The following is a 19,140-nucleotide window of genomic DNA, read 5'->3' as shown; positions in this document are numbered from 1 at the left end:
CCCTAAACCATGTTTTTATTACCCGAAAGGGAGCCGTATTCGTGCATGACAGGAGTTCAGGATAAATGAAGAGCGTGATGCTGATCGCCAGCGTATTGCTGCTAAGCGCTTGCAACACCCCATCAAGGGTGGGTCTGCCCGATGACCCCGCGCAGATCGAAGCAGGCCAGGCTGCCGGGCGCGCATTGGCGGGCAAGCCATTGCCACCGGAGCGCATCCGTGCCGGGGACACCTTGCGCATCGTGCGCAATACCGGTGAGTCGCCGTCGATCTCGGCGTTTACCGCCAACTCCATTTACGAATTGACCCTGTTCCAGGTGCTCAACGACGGGACCTTTTCCTATCCGTACATCGGTACGATCAAGGCGGCCGGTCTGACACTCCAGCAACTCAACGACCTGTTGGAAAGCAAGTTGCAGAGCGTCTATCGCGAAACCGCACTGACCATCAACATCGCACAGTCACCCGGCAACACGGTGTTCGTGGGCGGTGCGGTGCGCAATTCGGTGACCCTGCCCATCAATGTAGCCACCAGTCTGGCCCAGGCCATTGTTGGCGCTGGCGGTGTCGCGCTCGACGCCGATGCGTCTCAGGTGGCCCTGCTGCGACAGGAAGACGACGGGCTCTACAAGACCTATTTCTTCGATTACAGCAAGTTTCTCTGGGCAAGCGCAGGCGGCCCCACCGGGCCGGTCCTGCTCAAGCGCGGCGACATCGTGTTCGTTCCCAAATCCACGGTCGGCAACAAAGTTGACGGTGTCACCTTGTATTTCAACCAGTTGATTCCGTTCGCGAAGTCGATCGGCCTGGGCTTGAACTACGAGTTGCGCAACAGCAATTAATTGTCAGGGAAACAGACATGATCAATATCCGCTCATTTCGCGATCTGCTGCGCCTGCTCTTCATTTTCAGGCGCGAAGTCAAGATCACTGTGCTGGCGACCTTCATCGTCGTACTGCTAGGGGCATTGCTGCTGCCCAACCGCTATGAATCTACCGCGCTGCTGTTGGTCAAGCCAGGCCGTGACAGCAGCACCGTGCCTATCGAACTGTCCAACCGCCAGGCCATCGTGGTGCCGAGCGCTCTGCGCGACCCGCTGCTGGATGAAGAGCGCATGCTGACGGGACGTCCGATCATGCGCAAAGTGTCCGAGAAATACCTGGCCGAACTGTCACGGGCAGAGCCTGAAACCGGCGTCATGGCCTCGGTCAAGCAAGTCATCAAAAGTACGCTTGGGGCGGTCGTGGACGCCGGACGCGGTGTTCTGCAATTCATCGGCCTGGTCGAAAAACGCACCCAGGCCGAACGCATGGCCGAAGACTTGGAAAAGAATTTCAAGGTCCGTCACGAGCCCGGCTCCTCGGTCATGGAGCTCACGTTCACCTGGAACGACCCGACCACCGCACAGACCGTGCTCAAGACGTGGATCGAGGAATATCAGGTGCAACGCACCAAGACCCTGGGCCGCGTCAGCCTGTATACGTTCTATGAATCGGAGGTCAAGAACACTGGCGACAACATCATTTCGTACAAGAAGCAGATTCAGAATTACCTGAACCAGCTCAGCGCAGTGAGCATTTCTCAGCGTCTGGCGGACACTTCTCAGGGGCTGAATGACCTGCGTACCGAGCGCAACAACACCACCCGCGCTATTGCCTCGACCAAGGCTGGCCTGGACCTGCTGAAGAAGCAACTGGCCGCGCAGCCCAAGACGGTTTCCGCCGGACGTGAACTGACCCTCAACCCCAACCGCCAAGACCTGCAGAACCGCATCAACGGCAAGGAAGTCGAGCGTCAGGAACTGCTGCGCTCATTCAAGGAACAGGCACCACCGATCCGCGCGGTTAACGAGGAAATCAACAACCTGAAGAAACTGCTCAACGAGCAGGACGCCACGGTCCAGCGCTCGGAAAGCATCACGCCCAATCCGATCTACAACCGGATGCAGAACGTGTATGCCGATCAGCAGACCAGTTATGCGCGCCTACAGACGCAATTGGCCCAGCAGAATACGCAAATTGCGCAACTGGAAGCCGACCGCCAGCAGGCCTTGAATCTGGAGCCGGAGCTTTCCCGCCTGCAAAACGAGTTGGATGCGGCGGAAAAAAGCTATGCGCTGTACACCGACAGCCTGGAAAAGGCCCGCATCGACCGGGAGCTGGATAACAGTCAGATCAGCAACATCGCAACCATCGAAGAAGCCACCTACAACCCAAGCCGGGTGTTCCCGAAAAGTCTGATGATGGTGCTGCTTGCCTTCCCGCTCAGTCTGGTGGTGGGAGCCCTGGCGCTGTACTTCTTCTATCTGCTGGATCAGCGCATCCACGACGGCGACAAGATCGAAAGCACGTTCAAGGTGCCGGTCTGGACCACCCTCCCCGACCTGGAACACGCTCAGGAACGCAGCGCAGCGTTTATCTCCAACCTGCACCGGGTGTACGGCATCCTGCCGCTGGATCAGGTGGACGAAAAAGGCCTGACGCTCGGTTTCACCTCCGTTAAAGCTGGCGCCGGAGTGTCGTTCGTCATCGAGCGCCTGGCTGCGCTGCTGATTGAACAGGGTCATCAGGTGCGCACTGAAAACCGCGCCCCTGCCCGACCCGGCGAAATCGTACTGATCAACGCTTCAGGGGTTTCCACCAACCAGGAAGCGTTCGTGCTGTTGCGCAATGCCGACCTGATCCTGCTGGTGGTGCGGGCCAAGGACACCACCGTGCCGATGCTTGAAGACACGCTGCACAACCTCAATACCGCATTCAAGAAAGTGGACGGCGTCATCATCAACCGCCGTCGCTTCGAAGTGCCCGAGGGCGTGCTCAAGTTTCTCAAACGTATCGGGAGCCGTGTCTGATGCGAATCGCCTTGCTCGCGCCCTTGCCGCCGGAACAGAACGGCATTGCCGACTACGCGGGGCATCTCAAACATGCCCTGGAGGAATTGGGCGTGCAGGTCATGACGCCGTTGCAAGGCGTCGGCAACGATCCACGGGCCGCCACGCAACGTGTGGCAGACGCCGACTGGAGCGGGATCGACATGGTGCATGCCGAACTGGGTGGCGGTCGACTGGCAGAATTCCAGGCGTTGCGTGCCTTACAACGCCGCTTTCCCAAACTGCCGTTGACGGCCACCGTGCATGATCCCGAGCGCCTGGTCTGGCGCAGGGAAAAACTGCCCTGGCCGCTATCGATCGCCAGCACCCTGCGCTCACCGCTGCCGGAGATCGCAACGGTACTGGCCGACCCGCTGTGCCTGCATGAAGAGCGTCATCTGGCCCGTCATATGACGCGTCTGGTGACACTGACCCAAGCGGGCAGCCAGAGCCTGCGCCAGCGCATGGGGCTCAAGCCTGGGCAAATGGAGGTTATCAACCACGGCAACGTGGCTATCGATCCTGTGCCATTGCCCCCCATGAAACCCCTACGCCTGCTGTACTTCGGCTTCATCTATCGCGGCAAGGGCATTGAAGACCTGCTCGATGCGCTGGCCAACGTGTTCACTGAAAAGCCGGCGCTGCGCTCGACGGTGCGCCTGACCCTGGCCGGTGGCAGCGAGCCGGAAATGGCGTTCGGCCCATCCGGCAGCTACCTGGACCAACTGCGCCTGCGTATCCGGCAACTGGGGCTGACGGACCTGATCGACTGGCAACTCGACCTGCCCGCCGAACAGATTCCTCAGGTGATTCAGGCGCACCATGTGATGGTGCTGCCGTACCGCGAGTCGAGCAAGCTCAAAGTCCTGGGCAAGTTGCGCGGCACCAGCGGTGCGTTGTCCTGGGCCGTCGCTTGCGGTCGCGGTGTGATCACGTCCGATGCGCGCTCGTTCGCCGAAGAGGTATCCCACGGCAATGGCATGATTTATCCGCAGGGCGATGTGCAGGCGCTTGCCGATGCATTGGTCAATGTCTGCACCCATCCGGAACGAATCGGGCAATGGGCAGAACAGGCTTCATTGATGGGACGCGCCAGAGTCTGGAGCCACACCGCAGAGCGGTTTGAGATGGTGTTCCGGCAAGCCTGCGAGGTGCATTGAAATGTCGCTCCGTTCAACCCTCTGGCGGTCCGTTGCCGCTGCCCTGGTCACCGCAACACTGGCCTCTGCCAGCCACGCAGCCACCGTGTTGAAAGCCCCCCGTCCGGTGGTCTGGCAGGACTTTCTCGGCGTTAACGTCCAGTTCCAGTATTTTGCGCCGGATATCTATCAGCAGCAGATGGCTCGCCTGGACGAACTGGGTCTGAACTGGGTACGCCTGACCATTCACTGGCCTATCATCGAACCGCAGAAGAACAAACTGGCGTTGACGGAGCTGGACGCGGCGATGGAGGCCATCAAGGCGCACCATTACAACACGCTGGCCTACCTGGTGGGCTCGGCCCCGTTTGCCAGCAGCGCCCCGGCCGATGCACAGAGTCGTGATCAGTATCCGCCCAAGGACTTCACTGCATTCGCAGCCCGCATGGTCACCCTGGCCCAGCGCTACCCGCAGGTGGACAATTGGCAGGTCTGGAACGAACCGAACATTGTCTGGCTGCCCAAGGAAGACCCGGCGGCCTATGGCCGATTACTGAAAACCACCGCTGATGCCCTGCGCGCCGCACTGCCGGACAAAACCATCGTGACCGCTGGCATGGCCTATTACAGCCAAATGCACAGCACACCCGGCTACATGCTGCAGAGCCTGCTCGACAATGGCCTGGGCAGTCAGAATATCGTTGCGGCGTATCACCCGTATTCCGAATACCCAGAGGGCGACTCGGTCCCGGACCGGGACTTTCTGGTGCGAGCCAATGCCATGAACCAGTTACTGCACAGCAATGGCGTCAGTCAGGTGTGGGCCACCGAATGGGGCTGGTCAAGCTACGACGGTCCGGTCGAAATGCAGAGACTGATCGGCACGTCCGGTCAGGCCGACTACACCCTGCGTCGTCTGGCCCTGATGAGCGCACTGGGTTTCCAACGCATCTTTCTGTTCAACCTCAGCGACCTGGACGAACGGGCCTCGGCACGCGATCAGGGCTATGGACTGCTGGACCTGCAAGCCAACCCGAAGCCGGTCTACACCGCACTGAAGAACTTTCTCAACGTGACCGGGCAGCGCCTTTCTCCGGCCGATCCACCTGCGGTCAGCAAGGTGCCGGATGACCTGTACGCGGTCACGTGGAATCGCGAAGACGGCAAGCGTCTGCTGATGTTCTGGAGCGCCACCGGCGTCACACTGAATTTTCCAGCCATCAATAACGCCATCGTGCACGATCCGCTGAGCGGAAGCCGAGTGCCGTTGTCCGCCAGCCAAGGCATCACCCTGGCGTTGAAGCCGACCCTGCAAATTCTGGAATGGAAGCCCTGATCATGCGGATACTGTGGACACTCCCGTACCTGCCTTGGCCCACCACCAGTGGTGGCAAGACGCGGGAGTATCATCTGTTGCGCAACCTGGCCGCTCGCGGCCATCGCATCACCCTGCTGGTGCAATCCAAGACGCCGCTCAACGACAGCTGCCGCTCGGCGCTGGAGCCCTGGCTTGAACGCCTGATCGTCGTCGAACGACGGCCACTGCACAGCGTAAAGACCTTGCTGGCCGTTGCACTGGCACCGCCGCCGATGCTGGCCAGCGTCAATGGCTATGCACCGAAGCTGGAAAAAGTCTTTGAAGAACTGTTGCTCGAAGACTGGGACGTGATCCAGCTTCAGCACACCTATGCCTTTCAGCCGTTCGAGCAGGCGCTCAGGCGCTCGGGCAAACCGTTCGTGCTCACCGAACATAACGTCGAATCGGACTTGGGAGCCGCCAGCTACGAGCGCATACCGCGCTGGGCCCGCGCCTTCACAATGTACGACCGCTGGCGTTACCGCCGTTGGGAAACGCGGGTGTTCAGGCAGGCTGGCGAATTGGTCGCGGTGACCGAGGACGATGCCAAGGTGCTTTCGCGCCTGAGCGGCAAAGCAACGTCTTTCGTGGTCAACAGTGTCGATTGTGGCTACTACGCCAGCGTCCATGCCGACCGCACGAGCCTTCGCCTGCTGTACATCGGCAACTATGAATACGGCCCCAACATCGACGCCATCGAATGGGCGCTGGACGAGATCATGCCGCAGGTCTGGGCCCGGTCGCCCGACGTGCGCTTTGCCATCGGCGGCTTCGCGATGCCTGAGTCGTGGCGCGAGCGCTGGCCGGATCCACGCATCGAATGGCTGGGGTTCGTGCCGGACCTGCGCGCCTTGCAGACCACCACGGCGATTTTTTTCGCCCCGCTGCGCCAGGGCGGCGGCTCGAAACTCAAGACACTGGAATCAATGGCCGCCGGACTGCCGATTATCACCACAAGCCAGGGTGTTTCCGGGCTGGCGGTCACTCATGGCGAACACTATCTGGGCAGCGAAGAAGCCGCAGGACTGGCAGCCTTGATCATCGACAATATCGACAAGCCGGTGCTTCTGGACAAGATTGGCGAAGCCGGGCGCGCCTATGTTCGCTCCCGACACGACTGGTCGGTTTCGGCATCACAACTGGAAGTCATCTACACCCGACTCACGCAACCAGGCAAGGATCGCGCTCATGCGTATAGGACTTGATTACCGCGCAGCAGCCGGTTACCCCGTCAGCGGTATCGGCCGCCAGAATTTTGCGCTCGAAGAAGCGTTTCGCGCACATCCCGATGTTCAATTACAGCTGTTCGGCGTGGCCCCTTACGGCCATCCGATCCGCCGCCTTATCCATGCGCCCAGGTGGGCCATACCGCTGAACTCGGTGCACCGGATCCCGGACCGGCTGCGGTTCGAGGGTCTTTTCCTGCCTCATGCGCTGCGCGATGCAGATATTCAGGTCTATTTTGCCAACATCAACATGGGGCTGCCGCTGGGCCGCAAACCTGCTGACATGCGCTATGTGTTGCAGTTGCACGATGTGTTTCAGATCACCCAGCAGAATAATCACGGCTCGCGTCTCAAGGCGCGTATTTACCGCCTGACGGACCACCTCTCGATTGCCCACTCGATCCGGGTAGCCGATCAGGTCTGGCTGCCGTCGCAGTACACGGCGAGCGAGGTGCTGCGCCTGTTTCCCAAGGCGCGGGACAAAATTCGCATCGTGCCGCTGTTGGTCGAAGGCTTCAAAGGTGAGGCGGCCGACATCAGCGAACTGAAGCTGCCGCTGCGCTACTGGCTGTGTGTAGGCACGCGCGAGCCACGCAAGAACATCAGATGGTTCGTCGATGCCTGGCAAACGGCACGCATGCAATTCGTCGACACGCCGGACCTGGTGCTGGTCGGTGGCGACGAACCGCTGACCGAAGCCCAGCGCCAGTTGCCGGGCCTGCACGTGCTCACCGGCCTGAGTGATGCAGAACTGCATGCCGTCTACCGCGACGCCGACCGTCTTTGGCAACCCTCGCTGTGCGAAGGGTTCGGCCTGCCGGTCATTGAGGCACTGAGCGTCGGCACCCGTGTCGCCGTGGCTACCGGCTCGTCACTGGATGAAATCGCGCCGCCCGACAGCCCACACTTCTCGCCCACTGACAGCGCCGCTCTGATTCACTTGATGGGCACCCTGTCGAACGCGCCGGAAGAAGATCCGGCCGTGGCAAAGGCTTGGGCGGCACGCTACAACCTTGAGGCCTTCTGCAAGCAGGTGCATGCCACGCTGGAGGAGCTTCGCTGATGCCGATGGCCATGCCCATAGGACTGTTTTTCGGTCTGCTGTTCGGCGTGATGATCTGGGTGCTGCCGGTGCCATTCGTGCTGCTGGCGGCTGTCGGAGCCGCCTCGGTCATTACGATCATCCGTAAACCGGTGCGCGGGCTTTTGCTGTTTTGTGTGATCGGTACGTTCATCCCCTACTCCACCGTACAAATCGGTATCCGCACCACCGTGTCCGAAGCCTTGATCATGCTGACCTGGGGCAGTTACCTGCTTCAAGCGGTGATCCAGCAACAGGCCAGAATTCCTAAAATGCTGCGCACCGAACGGCTGCTGGTGGCGCTCATGATGTTCAGCGCGTTCCCGTTTCTCGTCGGCGAATTGACCGTGGTCGCCGAAGGCAACGGCCCGGTCAACTGGGTACGGTGGCTATTCAACCTGTCGATCCTGTTTCTGGTGCCGCGCCTGCTGCTGGACCTGCAAACCCTGGAAAAACTGGTCATCGCGCTGCTGGGCGGTACATTGATGCTGTTGCTGCTATCGATTCCGGTCTACGTGATCAGCGGCTCGGCGCTGACCATCACGCCCATCCTCAGGGTGATGGGTTACAGCGGTGCGGATGTGTTGGGCGAAGCCTTGTTATCGCTGTCCAGCCGCATGGGCTCACCCTGGATGCACCCGAACGTGGCGGGGGGTGCGTTGGCGATGCTGTTGCCGCTGGCCTTCTGTTTCGGCATGACCCGCACCGGCGCTGCCCGCACATTGGGCCTGACGGTGGCGGTGCTGGGGGCGCTCGGCCTTTTGCTGACCGGATCGCGGGGCGCATTGGTCAGTCTGGTCATCGTCATGCTGTGGATGACCCGCCGACGCATCCCGCACCTGGGTCGACTGTTGATGGGTGGCGCAGCGGCGGGCGTGGTGTTGATGATGTTCTATCCGCCGCTTCAGGAACGTCTGATGGGACTGTTTTCCGATGACGACACCAGCACCGCGATCCGCTTTCTGGAGTACACCCATTTCCCGGATGCGATGGCCACGTTCCCCTTCGGCATCGGCTTCAAGACCGATCCGCCGGTGTCGGGTTATACCGACTTCGGGATCTCCAACCTGTGGCTGAACTTCATCTACAAGATGGGGCTGCCAGGGATGCTGTTATTCATTGCGGTGACGATAAGCTGGTGGAAGGAAGTCCGCCCAGCCGCAGGCCGCATTGTGTTGACGCCGGAAAACGCCATCAACCTGGGCTGTATCAGCGGCGTGCTGGCAGCCCTGTGCAGCGGCCTGTTTGACCACTATTTCAGCTTCACCAGTGTATTGATCGCGTTGTTCTGGTTGCTGATCGGCATCAGCCTGCATGAGAGCAGACGACTGCGTGCCGTCGCAGCCAGACCGTATTCTTCCCCCGTCGACTTACCCGAGCAGGGAGCCGCCACATGAAACATCGCATGATGCATTCGCACAATCTGCGCGACGCATTGCCTGATTACGCTCGCAAGATGGCTGTGCCGCTCGAAGAGTTGCAGGCCACCTACCAATGGATGCTGGACAACGAAGTGTGTTTCGAAACACGCATCAAAGACACCACCCTGTCGTTCATTTGCTACCTGAACATCGAGCCCCGGATCGAGCCACCGCTGGCCCGACGTTTCTATCGCTTGCTGGCCAGCGAAACCCTGGGCGCGCTGATCCCGCTGTATGGCATCAACTGGCCCACGCTGCGTGACCGAATGTTGCGCACCTGGGAACAGGTGTACAACATCCTGATTTGCAAGATCCCCAGTCATACACTGCGTTTACTCTGGTTACGCATGGGCGGCGCGAAGATCGGCAAGGGCTCGACGGTGTGGCGCAACACCGAAGTACTGGGCGTGGACAGCCTGCGCATCGGCAACGACACCACGGTGGGCTGGCATTGCCAACTGGACGCCCGTGGCGGATTGGTGATCGGCGATCACGTCACCATCGCTTCTCATGTGCTGATCATCGCCGGCGGACATGACCTGGGCGAGCCCGAGTTCTGGGCCGTCGGCGGTCCGGTGTTCATCGGTGACTACGCCTGGATCTGCAGCCGCGCGCTGCTCTCGTTTGGCGCCGATATCGGCGAAGGCGCGGTGGTCGGCGGCAACAGCGTGGTTTCCAAACCGGTGCCGCCTTACGCCATCGTCAGCGGCCCCAATGCCGAAATCAAAGGCGAGCGCGCCCGCCACCTCAATTACAAGGTGGGCGGCAAAGGCCTGTTCACCCTGTTTCACTGACGGAAACGAAGGCCATGCTGGGTTCGACACTGTGGCTGACGCTGGCCACGCTCACCGGGCTGGCCGCAGGCTTTGCCCGCGAATGGCTACTGGTCGCCGCCTGGGGCGCGGGCGGTCAGAGCGATGCGTTTCTGGTGTCGATGTTTTTGCCTGAAGCGCTGCGTATGTCACTGGCTGCCGGGCTGCTCAGCGCCGCCGCACTGCCCCTTTACCAGCAGCGCTCGGCTGACAGACAACAGCGCTGGCTGGGTGCGATGGTGCCGCGGCTGGCGTTGACCGGTGTGCTGCTGGCGGTCCTGTTGGCGCTGGGGGCCGGGCTGCTGGTGCGCCTGATCGGACCGGGTCTGGATGCGCAGGGTTATGCGCAGGCTGCCAGCGGCTTGCGCTGGCTGGCCTGGTGCGCGCCCGGCTTCATGCTGCACGGTCTGCTCTGCATTCCGTTGCAGGCGCGCTCGCGCTTTGTACTGGCCGGGTTGGGTTCTCTTCTGTTCAACCTGCCGCCGGTAGCCTATCTCGCGGTGCTTGGTCATGCAGCCACGCCCACGGGACTGGCCAGCGCCTGCGTGCTGGGGAGCGTGCTGATGCCGGGCGTGCTGCTGCCGAGCCTGTATCACTGCGGCTGGCGACCTTGGCAGTGGCAGGCCGAAGCGGGCGTGGTACGTGAACTGTTGCAACGCATCGGACCGCTGTTGAGCAGTAATCTGGCCAGCCAAGGCCTCGCCTTGCTGGAGCGAATGGTCGCCTCGTTGCTGGGAGAAGGGGCGGTGACCTGGGTCAATCTGGCGCGCAAGCTCATTAACCTGCCCTTGATTGCCCTGATGAGCCTGAATCAGGTGCTGCTGGGGCTGATGAGCGGCAGCGCAGGTGACCAACGTCTGAGCCTGCTGAAACGGGGACTGGGCAGCGCAACCCTGCTGACGCTGCCTGCCGTGGCGGGCCTGATCGGCGCAGCAGGCGCCTTGGTCGTTTTGTTATTACCCAGCCAGACCCACGACGGTCCGCTGCCCGGATTGCTGGCCTGGTTCGCCGTACCGCTGATGTTCGGTGCCTGGAATGCCTTGCTGGCCCGTTATGCCTATGCGGCCGGGGACACGCGGTTGCCACTCAACTGTGAGCTGATCGGCAGCCTGTGCAATGCCGTACTGCTTGCCCTGCTGCCCTTCCTGTTCGGCCTGACCGGCATCGCCATCGCCGCACTGGGCGGCGCACTGGTGACCGGGGTGCTGCTGATGCGTCGCCAGTCACTGCTAGCGGTGCTGCCGTGGCGCAGCCACTGGCTGATCGCCGCAGGGTTGATGACACTCGCTGCGCTGGTGCTGCATCCATTGCACAATACTTGGCTGCAACTGGGGCTTAGCAGTGCATATGGTGCGGTGTTGCTGGCGGGGTTGGCGCTGTGGCTGAAGCCGTGGCGGGCTGAGTAATTCATCAAAAGAATGAGCAGTCGATGTCTCGCTGTTCGGCAGAGACGGATTTCAAGTCAGGGATCAGTGTGAAGTTGGCGGCCTATTCGCGAGCAAGCTCGCTCCCACATGATTCGTGCAAAGTTCAAAAACCGTGGGAGCGAACTTGTCCGCGAATGCTCTATTTAAGTCGCTGAGCCTTCATCGGCTGTGCTGCCCTTTCGCGGACAAGCGCAACGCCGCCCGGTCCGCTCCCACGACGGCCGATGTTTGCTGCGCGACAGCGCTACGTCGAAGACGTGGTAAGGCATCCCACAAAAACTGCTTTTATTCAGTAGGTTACATTTTTGCGCAGAAGACAGTGGGTGTTGCTCAGATCACGCTCCACCCACCGATTCCCTGCACTGTTCACCGAATCGCTGCAAACTGGTCGAAACAAATTTGTCGCGGTGCCGAATCAGGAAGAACCGGCGAGTCAGCGGTGGCAAGGGACTGCTGAGCACCTGCAACTCCCCGCTCGCCAACAGATCAGCCACCACACGGCGAGACAGGCAACTGATGCCGATGCCTTGAGCCAGGGTACGTTTGATCGCTTCGGAGCTGCCCATCTGACGCATGTCCGCCAAGTCATGAAGATGCCTGAGCAGCAGGTGCTCGACCTCGCCGCGCGTCCCGGAACCCGGCTCGCGCAGCAGCCACTCGGCGTGCTGAAGGTCACTCAAGGAAACCTCTGTCTGCGAGGCAAGCGGATGACTTCGCCCGGCCACAATGACCATCTCGTCCACCAACCAAGGCTCGGAAATCAACTCGGGCAGATGACACGGCGCCTCGATCAACCCCATGTCGATCTCGAATTGCGCGACCTTGCGAGCAATCATCGCGCTGTTGCCGATGTCCATGTCCACCCGCAATGAGGGGGCCGACGCCCGCAGGGCTGCAATGATGTGCGGTAGCACGTAGTTGCCGATGGTGCTGCTGCAACCGATCTGTAATCGGGTGGTCAAGCCTGCGTCGGGCAGTAAAAAGCTGTCTTCAATCTGTTGTGCGCTTTCCAGCATTTTCATGGCCTGCGGCAGCAAGGCATGCCCATTGTCGTTCAGGACCAGCCGTTTACCGACCCGGTCGAACAAGCGTGTACCCAACGCGTTTTCCAGCTCGTTGAGCGCTGCGCTGGCGGCCGATTGTGAAAGCGATACCAGTTGGCCTGCACCGGTTGTACTGCCTTGCCGGGTGATGGCGCAGAAGATTTGTAACTGACGCAGGCTGAGTTTCAAGCGGTCACTCCCGACTGGCAAACCTACCTGAAAAACAGGTAACTAGAACCGAGATTACCCGTTTAGAGAATCGATTGCTCGCCTATACAATGACGCCTGTTCCTTTTAGCCGTCAGCAGGAGAGCATCATGAGCCGGCTTGTAACCTTTATAGAGGGCATCGCCCCCCTCGCCTCGCTGTCGAGCCCCCGCGAAGCTGTCAGGCAATTCACCCCCAATTGGTTCGCCGTGACAATGGGTACCGGTATCCTTTCCCTCGCGCTGGCGCAACTGCCAGGAGACATCACGTTACTGCGCGATGTGGGCGAAGCATTGTGGATGTTCAATATTGGCCTGTTCGTGTTGTTCAGTGTGATGTACGCCGCCCGCTGGCTGCTGTTCTTTGACGAAGCACAGCAGGTGTTCGGGCATTCCACCGTATCGATGTTCTTCGGCACCATTCCCATGGGCCTGGCGACGATCATCAGTGGCCTGCTGGTGTTCGGACCCGCGCGCTGGGGCGATGGCGTGATTCCCGTGGCCGAGGCACTTTGGTGGCTGGATGTGGCGATGGCGCTGGCATGTGGTGTGCTGATCCCGTTCATGATGTTCACACGCCAGGAACACAGCATCGAAAAGATGACGGCTGTCTGGCTGTTACCCGTGGTGGCCGCCGAAGTTGCCGCTGCCTGCGGCGGCCTGCTGACACCGCACCTGATCGACACGGCGTCTCAATTCACTGTGCTGATCACCAGCTACGTGTTGTGGGCCTACTCGGTGCCGGTGGCGCTGAGCATTCTGGTGATCCTGCTGCTGCGTCTGGCCTTGCACAAACTGCCCCACGAAAGCATGGCCGCCTCGAGCTGGCTGGCACTGGGGCCGATCGGCACCGGCGCGCTGGGCATGCTGGTGATGGGCAGCGACGCCTCTCAGGTGTTCGCCGCGCACGGGCTGGCGTCGGTCGGCGAGGTGGCCGCAGGTGTCGGCGTGATCGTCGGTACGCTGTTCTGGGGCCTTGGCCTGTGGTGGATGGCGCTGGCTGCGCTGATCACGCTGCGTTATTTCAAGGCGGGTATCGAATTCAATCTGGGCTGGTGGGCCTTCACCTTTCCGCTTGGCGTGTATGCGCTGGCCACACTGAAGCTGGGCTCGACCCTGCAACTGGACTTTTTCGACAGCTTCGGCATGGCGCTGGTCGCCCTGCTGGTGCTGATGTGGACACTGGTAGCGACCCGGACGATAGCAGGCGCATGGCAGGGCCACCTGTTTGTTTCACCTTGCATTGCGAAGTGCCCGAATGGCCCGCGTTAAAGGACGATTCGCCGGGGCACCGAACACACCTGCTTGAGGGTCTGGCGCAGCCAGCGATGCGCCGGATCCTTGTCGAAACGCGGGTGCCAGGCTTGGTTGACCGAGACGGTTTCCAGCGCCAGCGGAATCGCGAAGGCCCGCATCTTCAGGCCCAGCTGCTTCAGCCCCCAGAGCACCGGTTCGGGCAACGACAGAACCAGGTCAGATTCGGCCACACCAAAAATCGCCGAGTGAAAATGCGGCGTGATCAGCGCAATGCGCCGTTCCAGCCCCAGCTCTGCCAGCGCCGGATCGATCGGTCCGCGGGCAAGTCCTCTGCGTGACACGCTGACGTGATCGAACGCGGCGAAGCGCTCGGGCGTGATCGGTTCGTCGAAAATCGGATGCCCCTCCCGCGCCAGTCCACAGAAGCGCGTATTGAACAGGTTCTGAATCTTGATCTCCGGACCGAAATTGAGCCGTGACGAGATGTACAGGTCGATCCTGCCCTCGCGCAGTGCGTCATCGTCGTCTGCGCCTTCGGGCACGAAACGCAGGGTGCAACCGGGCGCCCCGACGCGGATCGCCTCCAGCACACGCGCCCCGAACGAGCCGAAGAACACGTCATTGGAGCGCACATTGAAACAGCGCTCCAGCGTACTCATGTCCACTTCATCACGCGCCTGGAACACTTGAGCCGCCTGCTCGACCAGCTCGCGCACTTGCGCCTGCATGGCCAGCGCACGGGGCGTCGGGACCAGCCCGCGACCGGCACGTACCAGCACCGGATCACCGGTGGCTTCGCGAATGCGTGTCAGCGTGCGGCTCATGGCCGCCGGGCTCAAGTGCATGCGCCGCGCTGCGCCCACCACACTGCCTTCGTCGAGCAAAGCATCCAGAGCGATCAACAGGTTCAGGTCGGGCAACTGCATAAGGTCATCCATTGGCAACGTCGTGCAGATCATAACGCGAGCGGGCCATTGCAACGGATCTGGATATTTCGACCCGGCCGGCAAATGCCTTGAACTTAAGCAGCCCTGTAAACGCCTCACTCAGACACCTTCAGCGCAGAGAGCCCTCCATGCCCACCTCAACGTTTGCCGACAACCACGGCGCACGCGACCAGCGCATCGTCATCAATACCTACACCACGGTATTGCGCAGACCCGGCGTGCCCCACGAACTCTTCGCCACGTACTGGCGCGACGTACACGGCCCGCTGTGCGCCCGCCTCGACGGGCTTGGCTGGTACGTGCAACACCACCTGGCCCGCGAACAGGACGCCCACTTGTGGCCCATTATCGAAGGCGTCAAGCCGCTGGAAGGCTACGTGCTGGACGGCGATGTGGAGATCGGTTTTCTGTCTGCCGACGATCAGCGACGCTTTGAGAAGGCCAGCGCCATTCTGTTCTCCGATGAGCAGAACATGTTCAAGGAGACATTGGCCTATGACGTGCCGGACGGCTCCAACACGCTGATGGATCGCCTGCCCGACCCATCGCCCAATGAAACCTCGACGCTGGACCGCCTGCATCTGCATTTTCACTTGAACCGCAACAATCCGGCAGCCGCCCGCAACGCCCTCGACACGCTGGCCCGGGAACTGGCCGGTCTGGATGAGGTGCTGAAGCTGCGCCTGCATCTGGCCGAACCTTACGATAACAATCAGCCCGCGCCACCTGCACCGGATGTCGCCCATTACGCCAGCGAACCGCGCCTGAATATCGTGTTCATGGAGCTGACCTTCGAATCGGCCTGGACCCGACGCACCTGCTACGCCAGTGAACGTTTCAAGTCGATCACCCACGGCATCAGCGCCCACGTCAGCCATATCACGCCCTTCGGCGTCAGCGGCGTCTACACCTACGTGCGCGACGGGGTCATGACCACGGCCGGTATTCGCGGCAGTCGTCAGGCCCAACTGATTTGCCAACTGGGCGCAATCAACCAGACAGAGCCTGAAGTCGAGACCCTGTTCGGTGCATCTCAGCCCGATGAAACACCCGCCGAGTGACAGCAGGACAACCGGCTTTTATGCTGGTCGTCCTTCAACCTGATCAACGATGCCATGACAACCACTGCGACCCTGAGCGCCCGCGAGGTCTATCAGCGCTTGAAAGAAGCCGCGCTGGGCGTTCGCTCGTTGCGCCGCCTTTATGATTACGAGTCGAACCTGATCAGGGTCGACATCGAAGACTGGCGCCTGACGCTGGAAATCTCAGGCAACCGCGTGACAGGCTGCCTGCACTGCCTGAATGCGGAGGGGCAACAAGGTTCCACCGAAGACTGGCCACGCACCGACCCGGTGAGCCTGCTCAGCGGGTGGGAGCAGGCTCAGATCGAGCGATTGGTAGGGCAGATCGACTGATCACGACCTGCAGCTTCAAGCCTGCGAAAACACCCCACGCCCCAGCTCAAATGCCGTCGCCAGCGTGACGGCAGGGTCTGCAGTCTCGGAATCCAGCAACAACGCTGACTGCAAGACAGGCGCGCCGCAATAGCCAAAGATGCCGTGATCGATCTGGGTCTTGATGGCCTGTTCGTAGCCGTGTCGTTGGTAAGTGCCTGCGTCGGCACCGCCTACCCCGACCAGATGAATCTTCATGTGCCCCAGCTTCTTCACCAGTCCTTCATTCGGGCTGAAGTCAAATGCCCAGCCGTTGACGAAGACCCGGTCGATCCAGCCTTTCATGAGCGCAGGCATAGACCACCAGTAGATCGGGTAAACCAGCACCAGCGCATCGGCACCCTCGATCCGGGCGTGTTCGGCGAGAATATCGGCAGGCGGTCCGGCCTTTTGGCGGTGGACGTCATGATCGGCGGCGGTGAACACTGGATTGAAGCCTTCGGCCACCAGATCGACGATCTCGGCGCTGTTCCCTGTACCTGTCTGTGATATTCCCGCTGCAACCTGGTGGGCAACGCTCTGGGTAAGCGACCGAGGGTCGTAATGAGCAACGATGATAAGCGCGTGCACGATGAATCTCCTTATGATCGACAGTTGGCACTATCGTAAATCCTGATACCGCAAAACAGCGCTTGCCGATGAAACCTGCGCTGCCCGCGCAAGCTTACATAAATTCTGCTCCACAGCGACCGCGAGTTTGGCTAGACTCAACCGACTGCTGAAACGTTTAATCCAGTCCAGCATGCCCATAATTCCAATAATTCAGAAGGACCACCGTTCATGAAAACCCTTCCCCTGCTGGTGGGCCTCAGCGCCCTGACCCTCGCTTCAAGCGCTTTTGCCTGGGACTACGTTCTGCTCGACACCGACAAGGCTGCGCAGAACCAACAGATCACCAGCAAACAACTGGGCGTCAAGACCGACAAGCCGTTCACCATTACCTTGCGCACCCTGCATGGCGGTCGCCAGGAAGGCGTGAGCATCATCGACATCGACAACGGCACCCTGAAACTCTCAGTGGTACCGACACGTGGCATGAACGTGTTGCAGGCGTCGGTGGGTGATGTGCGCATGGGCTGGGATTCGCCCGTCAAGGAAGTGGTCAATCCGGCGTTCATCGAATTGAACGGCCGTGGCGGCCTGGGCTGGCTGGAAGGGTTCAACGAGCTGGTCGTGCGTTGCGGCTACGAATGGGTCGGCCATCCGGGCATGGACAACGGCGAGCTGCTGACCCTGCACGGCCGTGCGGCCAACATTCCGGCCAGCAAAGTCACGCTGCACATCGACGAGAAGCCGCCTTACGCGATTCGTCTGAAAGGCGAACTCAAGGAGCAGGCGTTCAAGAAGGTCGACTTCTCGGTGCAGACCGAACTGGTCACCGAACCTGGCAGCACGAGCTTCTCGCTGAACGACACGCTGACCAATAACGGCGACTATCCGAAGGAATATCAGGCGCTGTACCACAGCAATTTCAGTACACCGTTCCTGGAACAGGGCGCGCGTTTCGAAGCGCCGGTCAAGCAGGTGTCGCCCTTCAATGAAAAGGCCAAGGGTGATCTCGGCGACTGGCAGACTTACCGCGGGCCGACCCCGGACTATGACGAAACCGTCTACAACATCGTGCCGTACGGCGATGCCAAGGGCGACACCGTCACCGTGCTGCATAACAAGGCCGGTAGCCTGGGCGTGGCGGTAGGCTTCAACACCCAGCAATTGCCGGTGTTCTCGCTGTGGAAAAACACCGACACCAAGGGCCAGGGCTATGTGACCGGCCTGGAGCCTGGCACCAGCTTCTCCTACAACCGCCGCTTCCAGCGTCCGCTGAATCTGGTGCCGACCATCGCACCGAAAGAGCAGCGTCAGTTCCAGATCAGCTACAGCCTGCTGGCCGACAAGGGCGCGGTCGATAAGGTGCTGGGCCAGATCAGGACCATTCAGGCAGGCCGCGACACTGAAGTCCGTCAGGAACCCCTGGTGGACCTGACCAAAGAGTGATCATCGCTCACTGACGTCGACAACGACGCCGCTGCACCCCTAGGCCGGATTCGACACGAGACGTCGAATCCGGCCTTTTCGTTATGCGCGCACAACACTTGCCGCTTTCGTCTGTCTACACCCGTTCAACCCTTCAACGAAGAGCGCGACTATGAAAATCCTGATGGTTCTGACTTCGCACGACCAACTGGGCGACACCGGCAAGAAAACCGGTTTCTGGCTCGAGGAATTTGCTGCGCCTTATTACGTGTTCAAGGATGCCGGCGCCGAGATCACCCTGGTTTCGCCCGCAGGTGGCCAGCCGCCTCTGGACCCCAAAAGCGATGAAGAAGACGCACAGACCGCCGAAACCCAGCGTTTCCGCGAAGATTCGGCTGCGCAGCAGGCACTGGCCACGACCGGTCGCCTGGCGGATGTGAAGGCCGATGATTTCGATGCCGTGTTCTACCCGGGCGGCCACGGCCCGCTGTGGGACCTGGCCGAAGACCCGAAATCGATCGCACTGATCGAGGCCTTCGCCAAGGCCGACAAGCCGCACGGTCTGGTGTGCCATGCCCCGGGCGTGTTGCGCAAGGTTCGTGCGCAGAACGGTGAGCCGCTGGTCAAAGGCCGTCGCGTGACCGGTTTTACCAACACCGAAGAAGAAGCCGTCGGCCTGACCGATGTTGTGCCGTTTCTGGTTGAAGACATGCTCAAGGATCTGGGCGGCGACTACTCCAAGACCGATGACTGGGGCGTTCATGTGCTGACCGACGGCAAGCTGGTCACCGGCCAGAACCCTGCCAGCTCCGCGCAGGCCGCCAAGGACCTGATTACCCTGTTAAGCTGATCGGCCACCGACCCGGCTTCACACGCCTTGCAGCCGGGTCGCGCTTCAGATAAATCGAATCTTGCTCACGCTATGCT

At 60.8% G+C, this 19,140-nt stretch carries 17 protein-coding genes; 14 read left to right on the top strand and 3 right to left on the bottom strand.

Annotated elements, in window-relative coordinates:
• The first annotated feature begins 65 nt into the window (after positions 1-65).
• Genes ALP40_RS03710 through ALP40_RS03670 form a run of 9 tightly spaced genes read left to right on the top strand, consistent with a single transcriptional unit; the run spans position 66 to position 11,311 of the window.
• Complete coding sequence (locus ALP40_RS03710) at positions 66-842, top strand: polysaccharide biosynthesis/export family protein (RefSeq protein ID WP_122206933.1); 777 nt, start codon at positions 66-68, stop codon at positions 840-842.
• Between the two features lie 17 nt (positions 843-859).
• Positions 860-2,851, top strand: a complete 1,992-nt coding sequence (locus ALP40_RS03705; RefSeq protein WP_122206932.1) for an exopolysaccharide transport family protein — start codon at positions 860-862, stop codon at positions 2,849-2,851.
• Positions 2,851-4,029, top strand: a complete 1,179-nt coding sequence (locus ALP40_RS03700) for a glycosyltransferase (protein WP_122206931.1) — start codon at positions 2,851-2,853, stop codon at positions 4,027-4,029. Before ALP40_RS03705 ends, ALP40_RS03700 begins: the two co-directional genes overlap by 1 nt.
• Before the next feature lies 1 nt (position 4,030).
• A complete protein-coding gene (locus ALP40_RS03695; protein ID WP_122206930.1) occupies positions 4,031-5,344 on the top strand; it encodes a cellulase family glycosylhydrolase in 1,314 nt (437 codons plus the stop codon).
• A gap of 2 nt (positions 5,345-5,346) precedes the next feature.
• Positions 5,347-6,570, top strand: a complete 1,224-nt coding sequence (locus ALP40_RS03690) for a glycosyltransferase family 4 protein (protein WP_122207425.1) — start codon at positions 5,347-5,349, stop codon at positions 6,568-6,570.
• Positions 6,554-7,654 carry a glycosyltransferase family 1 protein gene (locus tag ALP40_RS03685; protein ID WP_122206929.1) on the top strand — a complete coding sequence of 367 codons (1,101 nt, stop codon included), beginning with the start codon at positions 6,554-6,556 and terminating at the stop codon, positions 7,652-7,654. Before ALP40_RS03690 ends, ALP40_RS03685 begins: the two co-directional genes overlap by 17 nt.
• Positions 7,654-9,069, top strand: a complete 1,416-nt coding sequence (locus ALP40_RS03680; protein ID WP_122206928.1) for an O-antigen ligase — start codon at positions 7,654-7,656, stop codon at positions 9,067-9,069. Before ALP40_RS03685 ends, ALP40_RS03680 begins: the two co-directional genes overlap by 1 nt.
• The gene (locus ALP40_RS03675; RefSeq protein ID WP_122206927.1) at positions 9,066-9,887 is read left to right on the top strand and encodes an acyltransferase; all 822 of its coding nucleotides are present in this window, start codon (positions 9,066-9,068) and stop codon (positions 9,885-9,887) included. The genes ALP40_RS03680 and ALP40_RS03675 overlap by 4 nt, the downstream gene beginning before the upstream one ends.
• 14 nt (positions 9,888-9,901) lie before the next feature.
• Positions 9,902-11,311, top strand: coding sequence for a lipid II flippase MurJ (locus ALP40_RS03670; RefSeq protein ID WP_122206926.1), 1,410 nt, complete (start codon positions 9,902-9,904; stop codon positions 11,309-11,311).
• A 356-nt stretch (positions 11,312-11,667) separates the two neighbouring features.
• Here ALP40_RS03670 and ALP40_RS03665 read toward each other — a convergent pair whose 3' ends face one another.
• On the bottom strand, positions 11,668-12,564 hold the full coding sequence (locus ALP40_RS03665; RefSeq protein ID WP_122206925.1) for a LysR family transcriptional regulator: 897 nt from the start codon (positions 12,562-12,564) through the stop codon (positions 11,668-11,670).
• A 128-nt stretch (positions 12,565-12,692) separates the two neighbouring features.
• On the opposite strand from ALP40_RS03665, the gene ALP40_RS03660 reads away from it, so the two are divergent.
• The gene (locus ALP40_RS03660) at positions 12,693-13,853 is read left to right on the top strand and encodes a TDT family transporter (RefSeq protein WP_122206924.1); all 1,161 of its coding nucleotides are present in this window, start codon (positions 12,693-12,695) and stop codon (positions 13,851-13,853) included.
• On the opposite strand, the gene ALP40_RS03655 is transcribed toward ALP40_RS03660, so the two are convergent.
• Positions 13,850-14,764 carry a LysR family transcriptional regulator gene (locus tag ALP40_RS03655; RefSeq protein ID WP_122206923.1) on the bottom strand — a complete coding sequence of 305 codons (915 nt, stop codon included), beginning with the start codon at positions 14,762-14,764 and terminating at the stop codon, positions 13,850-13,852. The two genes, ALP40_RS03660 and ALP40_RS03655, sit on opposite strands and share 4 nt — an antisense overlap.
• A 149-nt stretch (positions 14,765-14,913) precedes the next feature.
• On the opposite strand from ALP40_RS03655, the gene ALP40_RS03650 reads away from it, so the two are divergent.
• Entirely contained in the window at positions 14,914-15,846 is a 933-nt protein-coding gene (locus tag ALP40_RS03650) for a hypothetical protein (RefSeq protein WP_122206922.1), read from the top strand.
• Positions 15,847-15,900: 54 nt separating this feature from the next.
• Positions 15,901-16,200 (top strand): hypothetical protein, encoded by a 300-nt coding sequence (locus ALP40_RS03645; protein WP_122206921.1) that lies wholly within the window; start codon positions 15,901-15,903, stop codon positions 16,198-16,200.
• A gap of 15 nt (positions 16,201-16,215) precedes the next feature.
• Here ALP40_RS03645 and ALP40_RS03640 read toward each other — a convergent pair whose 3' ends face one another.
• Positions 16,216-16,809, bottom strand: a complete 594-nt coding sequence (locus ALP40_RS03640) for an NAD(P)H-dependent oxidoreductase (RefSeq protein WP_122206920.1) — start codon at positions 16,807-16,809, stop codon at positions 16,216-16,218.
• A gap of 210 nt (positions 16,810-17,019) precedes the next feature.
• On the opposite strand from ALP40_RS03640, the gene ALP40_RS03635 reads away from it, so the two are divergent.
• Both ALP40_RS03635 and ALP40_RS03630 read left to right on the top strand, forming a co-directional pair.
• Positions 17,020-18,234 (top strand): aldose 1-epimerase family protein, encoded by a 1,215-nt coding sequence (locus ALP40_RS03635; protein ID WP_122206919.1) that lies wholly within the window; start codon positions 17,020-17,022, stop codon positions 18,232-18,234.
• A gap of 151 nt (positions 18,235-18,385) precedes the next feature.
• On the top strand, positions 18,386-19,063 hold the full coding sequence (locus ALP40_RS03630; RefSeq protein WP_122206918.1) for a type 1 glutamine amidotransferase domain-containing protein: 678 nt from the start codon (positions 18,386-18,388) through the stop codon (positions 19,061-19,063).
• Positions 19,064-19,140 lie beyond the last annotated feature (77 nt).

Source organism: Pseudomonas viridiflava (assembly GCF_003702045.1).
GTDB classification, from domain to species: domain Bacteria; phylum Pseudomonadota; class Gammaproteobacteria; order Pseudomonadales; family Pseudomonadaceae; genus Aquipseudomonas; species Aquipseudomonas viridiflava_C.
Note: the sequence above shows the minus strand (reverse complement) of the source record. Positions and strands in the feature narration are given on the sequence as shown.

Excerpts from the sequence above, each read along its gene's own strand:
- ALP40_RS03710 (WP_122206933.1), top strand. The coding sequence starts at position 66 with ATGAAGAGCGTGATGCTGATCGCCAGCGTATTGCTGCTAAGCGCTTGC.
- ALP40_RS03705 (WP_122206932.1), top strand. The coding sequence starts at position 860 with ATGATCAATATCCGCTCATTTCGCGATCTGCTGCGCCTGCTCTTCATT.
- ALP40_RS03700 (WP_122206931.1), top strand. The coding sequence starts at position 2,851 with ATGCGAATCGCCTTGCTCGCGCCCTTGCCGCCGGAACAGAACGGCATT.
- ALP40_RS03695 (WP_122206930.1), top strand. The coding sequence starts at position 4,031 with ATGTCGCTCCGTTCAACCCTCTGGCGGTCCGTTGCCGCTGCCCTGGTC.
- ALP40_RS03690 (WP_122207425.1), top strand. The coding sequence starts at position 5,347 with ATGCGGATACTGTGGACACTCCCGTACCTGCCTTGGCCCACCACCAGT.
- ALP40_RS03685 (WP_122206929.1), top strand. The coding sequence starts at position 6,554 with ATGCGTATAGGACTTGATTACCGCGCAGCAGCCGGTTACCCCGTCAGC.
- ALP40_RS03680 (WP_122206928.1), top strand. The coding sequence starts at position 7,654 with ATGCCGATGGCCATGCCCATAGGACTGTTTTTCGGTCTGCTGTTCGGC.
- ALP40_RS03675 (WP_122206927.1), top strand. The coding sequence starts at position 9,066 with ATGAAACATCGCATGATGCATTCGCACAATCTGCGCGACGCATTGCCT.
- ALP40_RS03670 (WP_122206926.1), top strand. The coding sequence starts at position 9,902 with ATGCTGGGTTCGACACTGTGGCTGACGCTGGCCACGCTCACCGGGCTG.
- ALP40_RS03660 (WP_122206924.1), top strand. The coding sequence starts at position 12,693 with ATGAGCCGGCTTGTAACCTTTATAGAGGGCATCGCCCCCCTCGCCTCG.
- ALP40_RS03655 (WP_122206923.1), bottom strand. The coding sequence starts at position 14,764 with ATGCAGTTGCCCGACCTGAACCTGTTGATCGCTCTGGATGCTTTGCTC.
- ALP40_RS03650 (WP_122206922.1), top strand. The coding sequence starts at position 14,914 with ATGCCCACCTCAACGTTTGCCGACAACCACGGCGCACGCGACCAGCGC.
- ALP40_RS03645 (WP_122206921.1), top strand. The coding sequence starts at position 15,901 with ATGACAACCACTGCGACCCTGAGCGCCCGCGAGGTCTATCAGCGCTTG.
- ALP40_RS03635 (WP_122206919.1), top strand. The coding sequence starts at position 17,020 with ATGAAAACCCTTCCCCTGCTGGTGGGCCTCAGCGCCCTGACCCTCGCT.
- ALP40_RS03630 (WP_122206918.1), top strand. The coding sequence starts at position 18,386 with ATGAAAATCCTGATGGTTCTGACTTCGCACGACCAACTGGGCGACACC.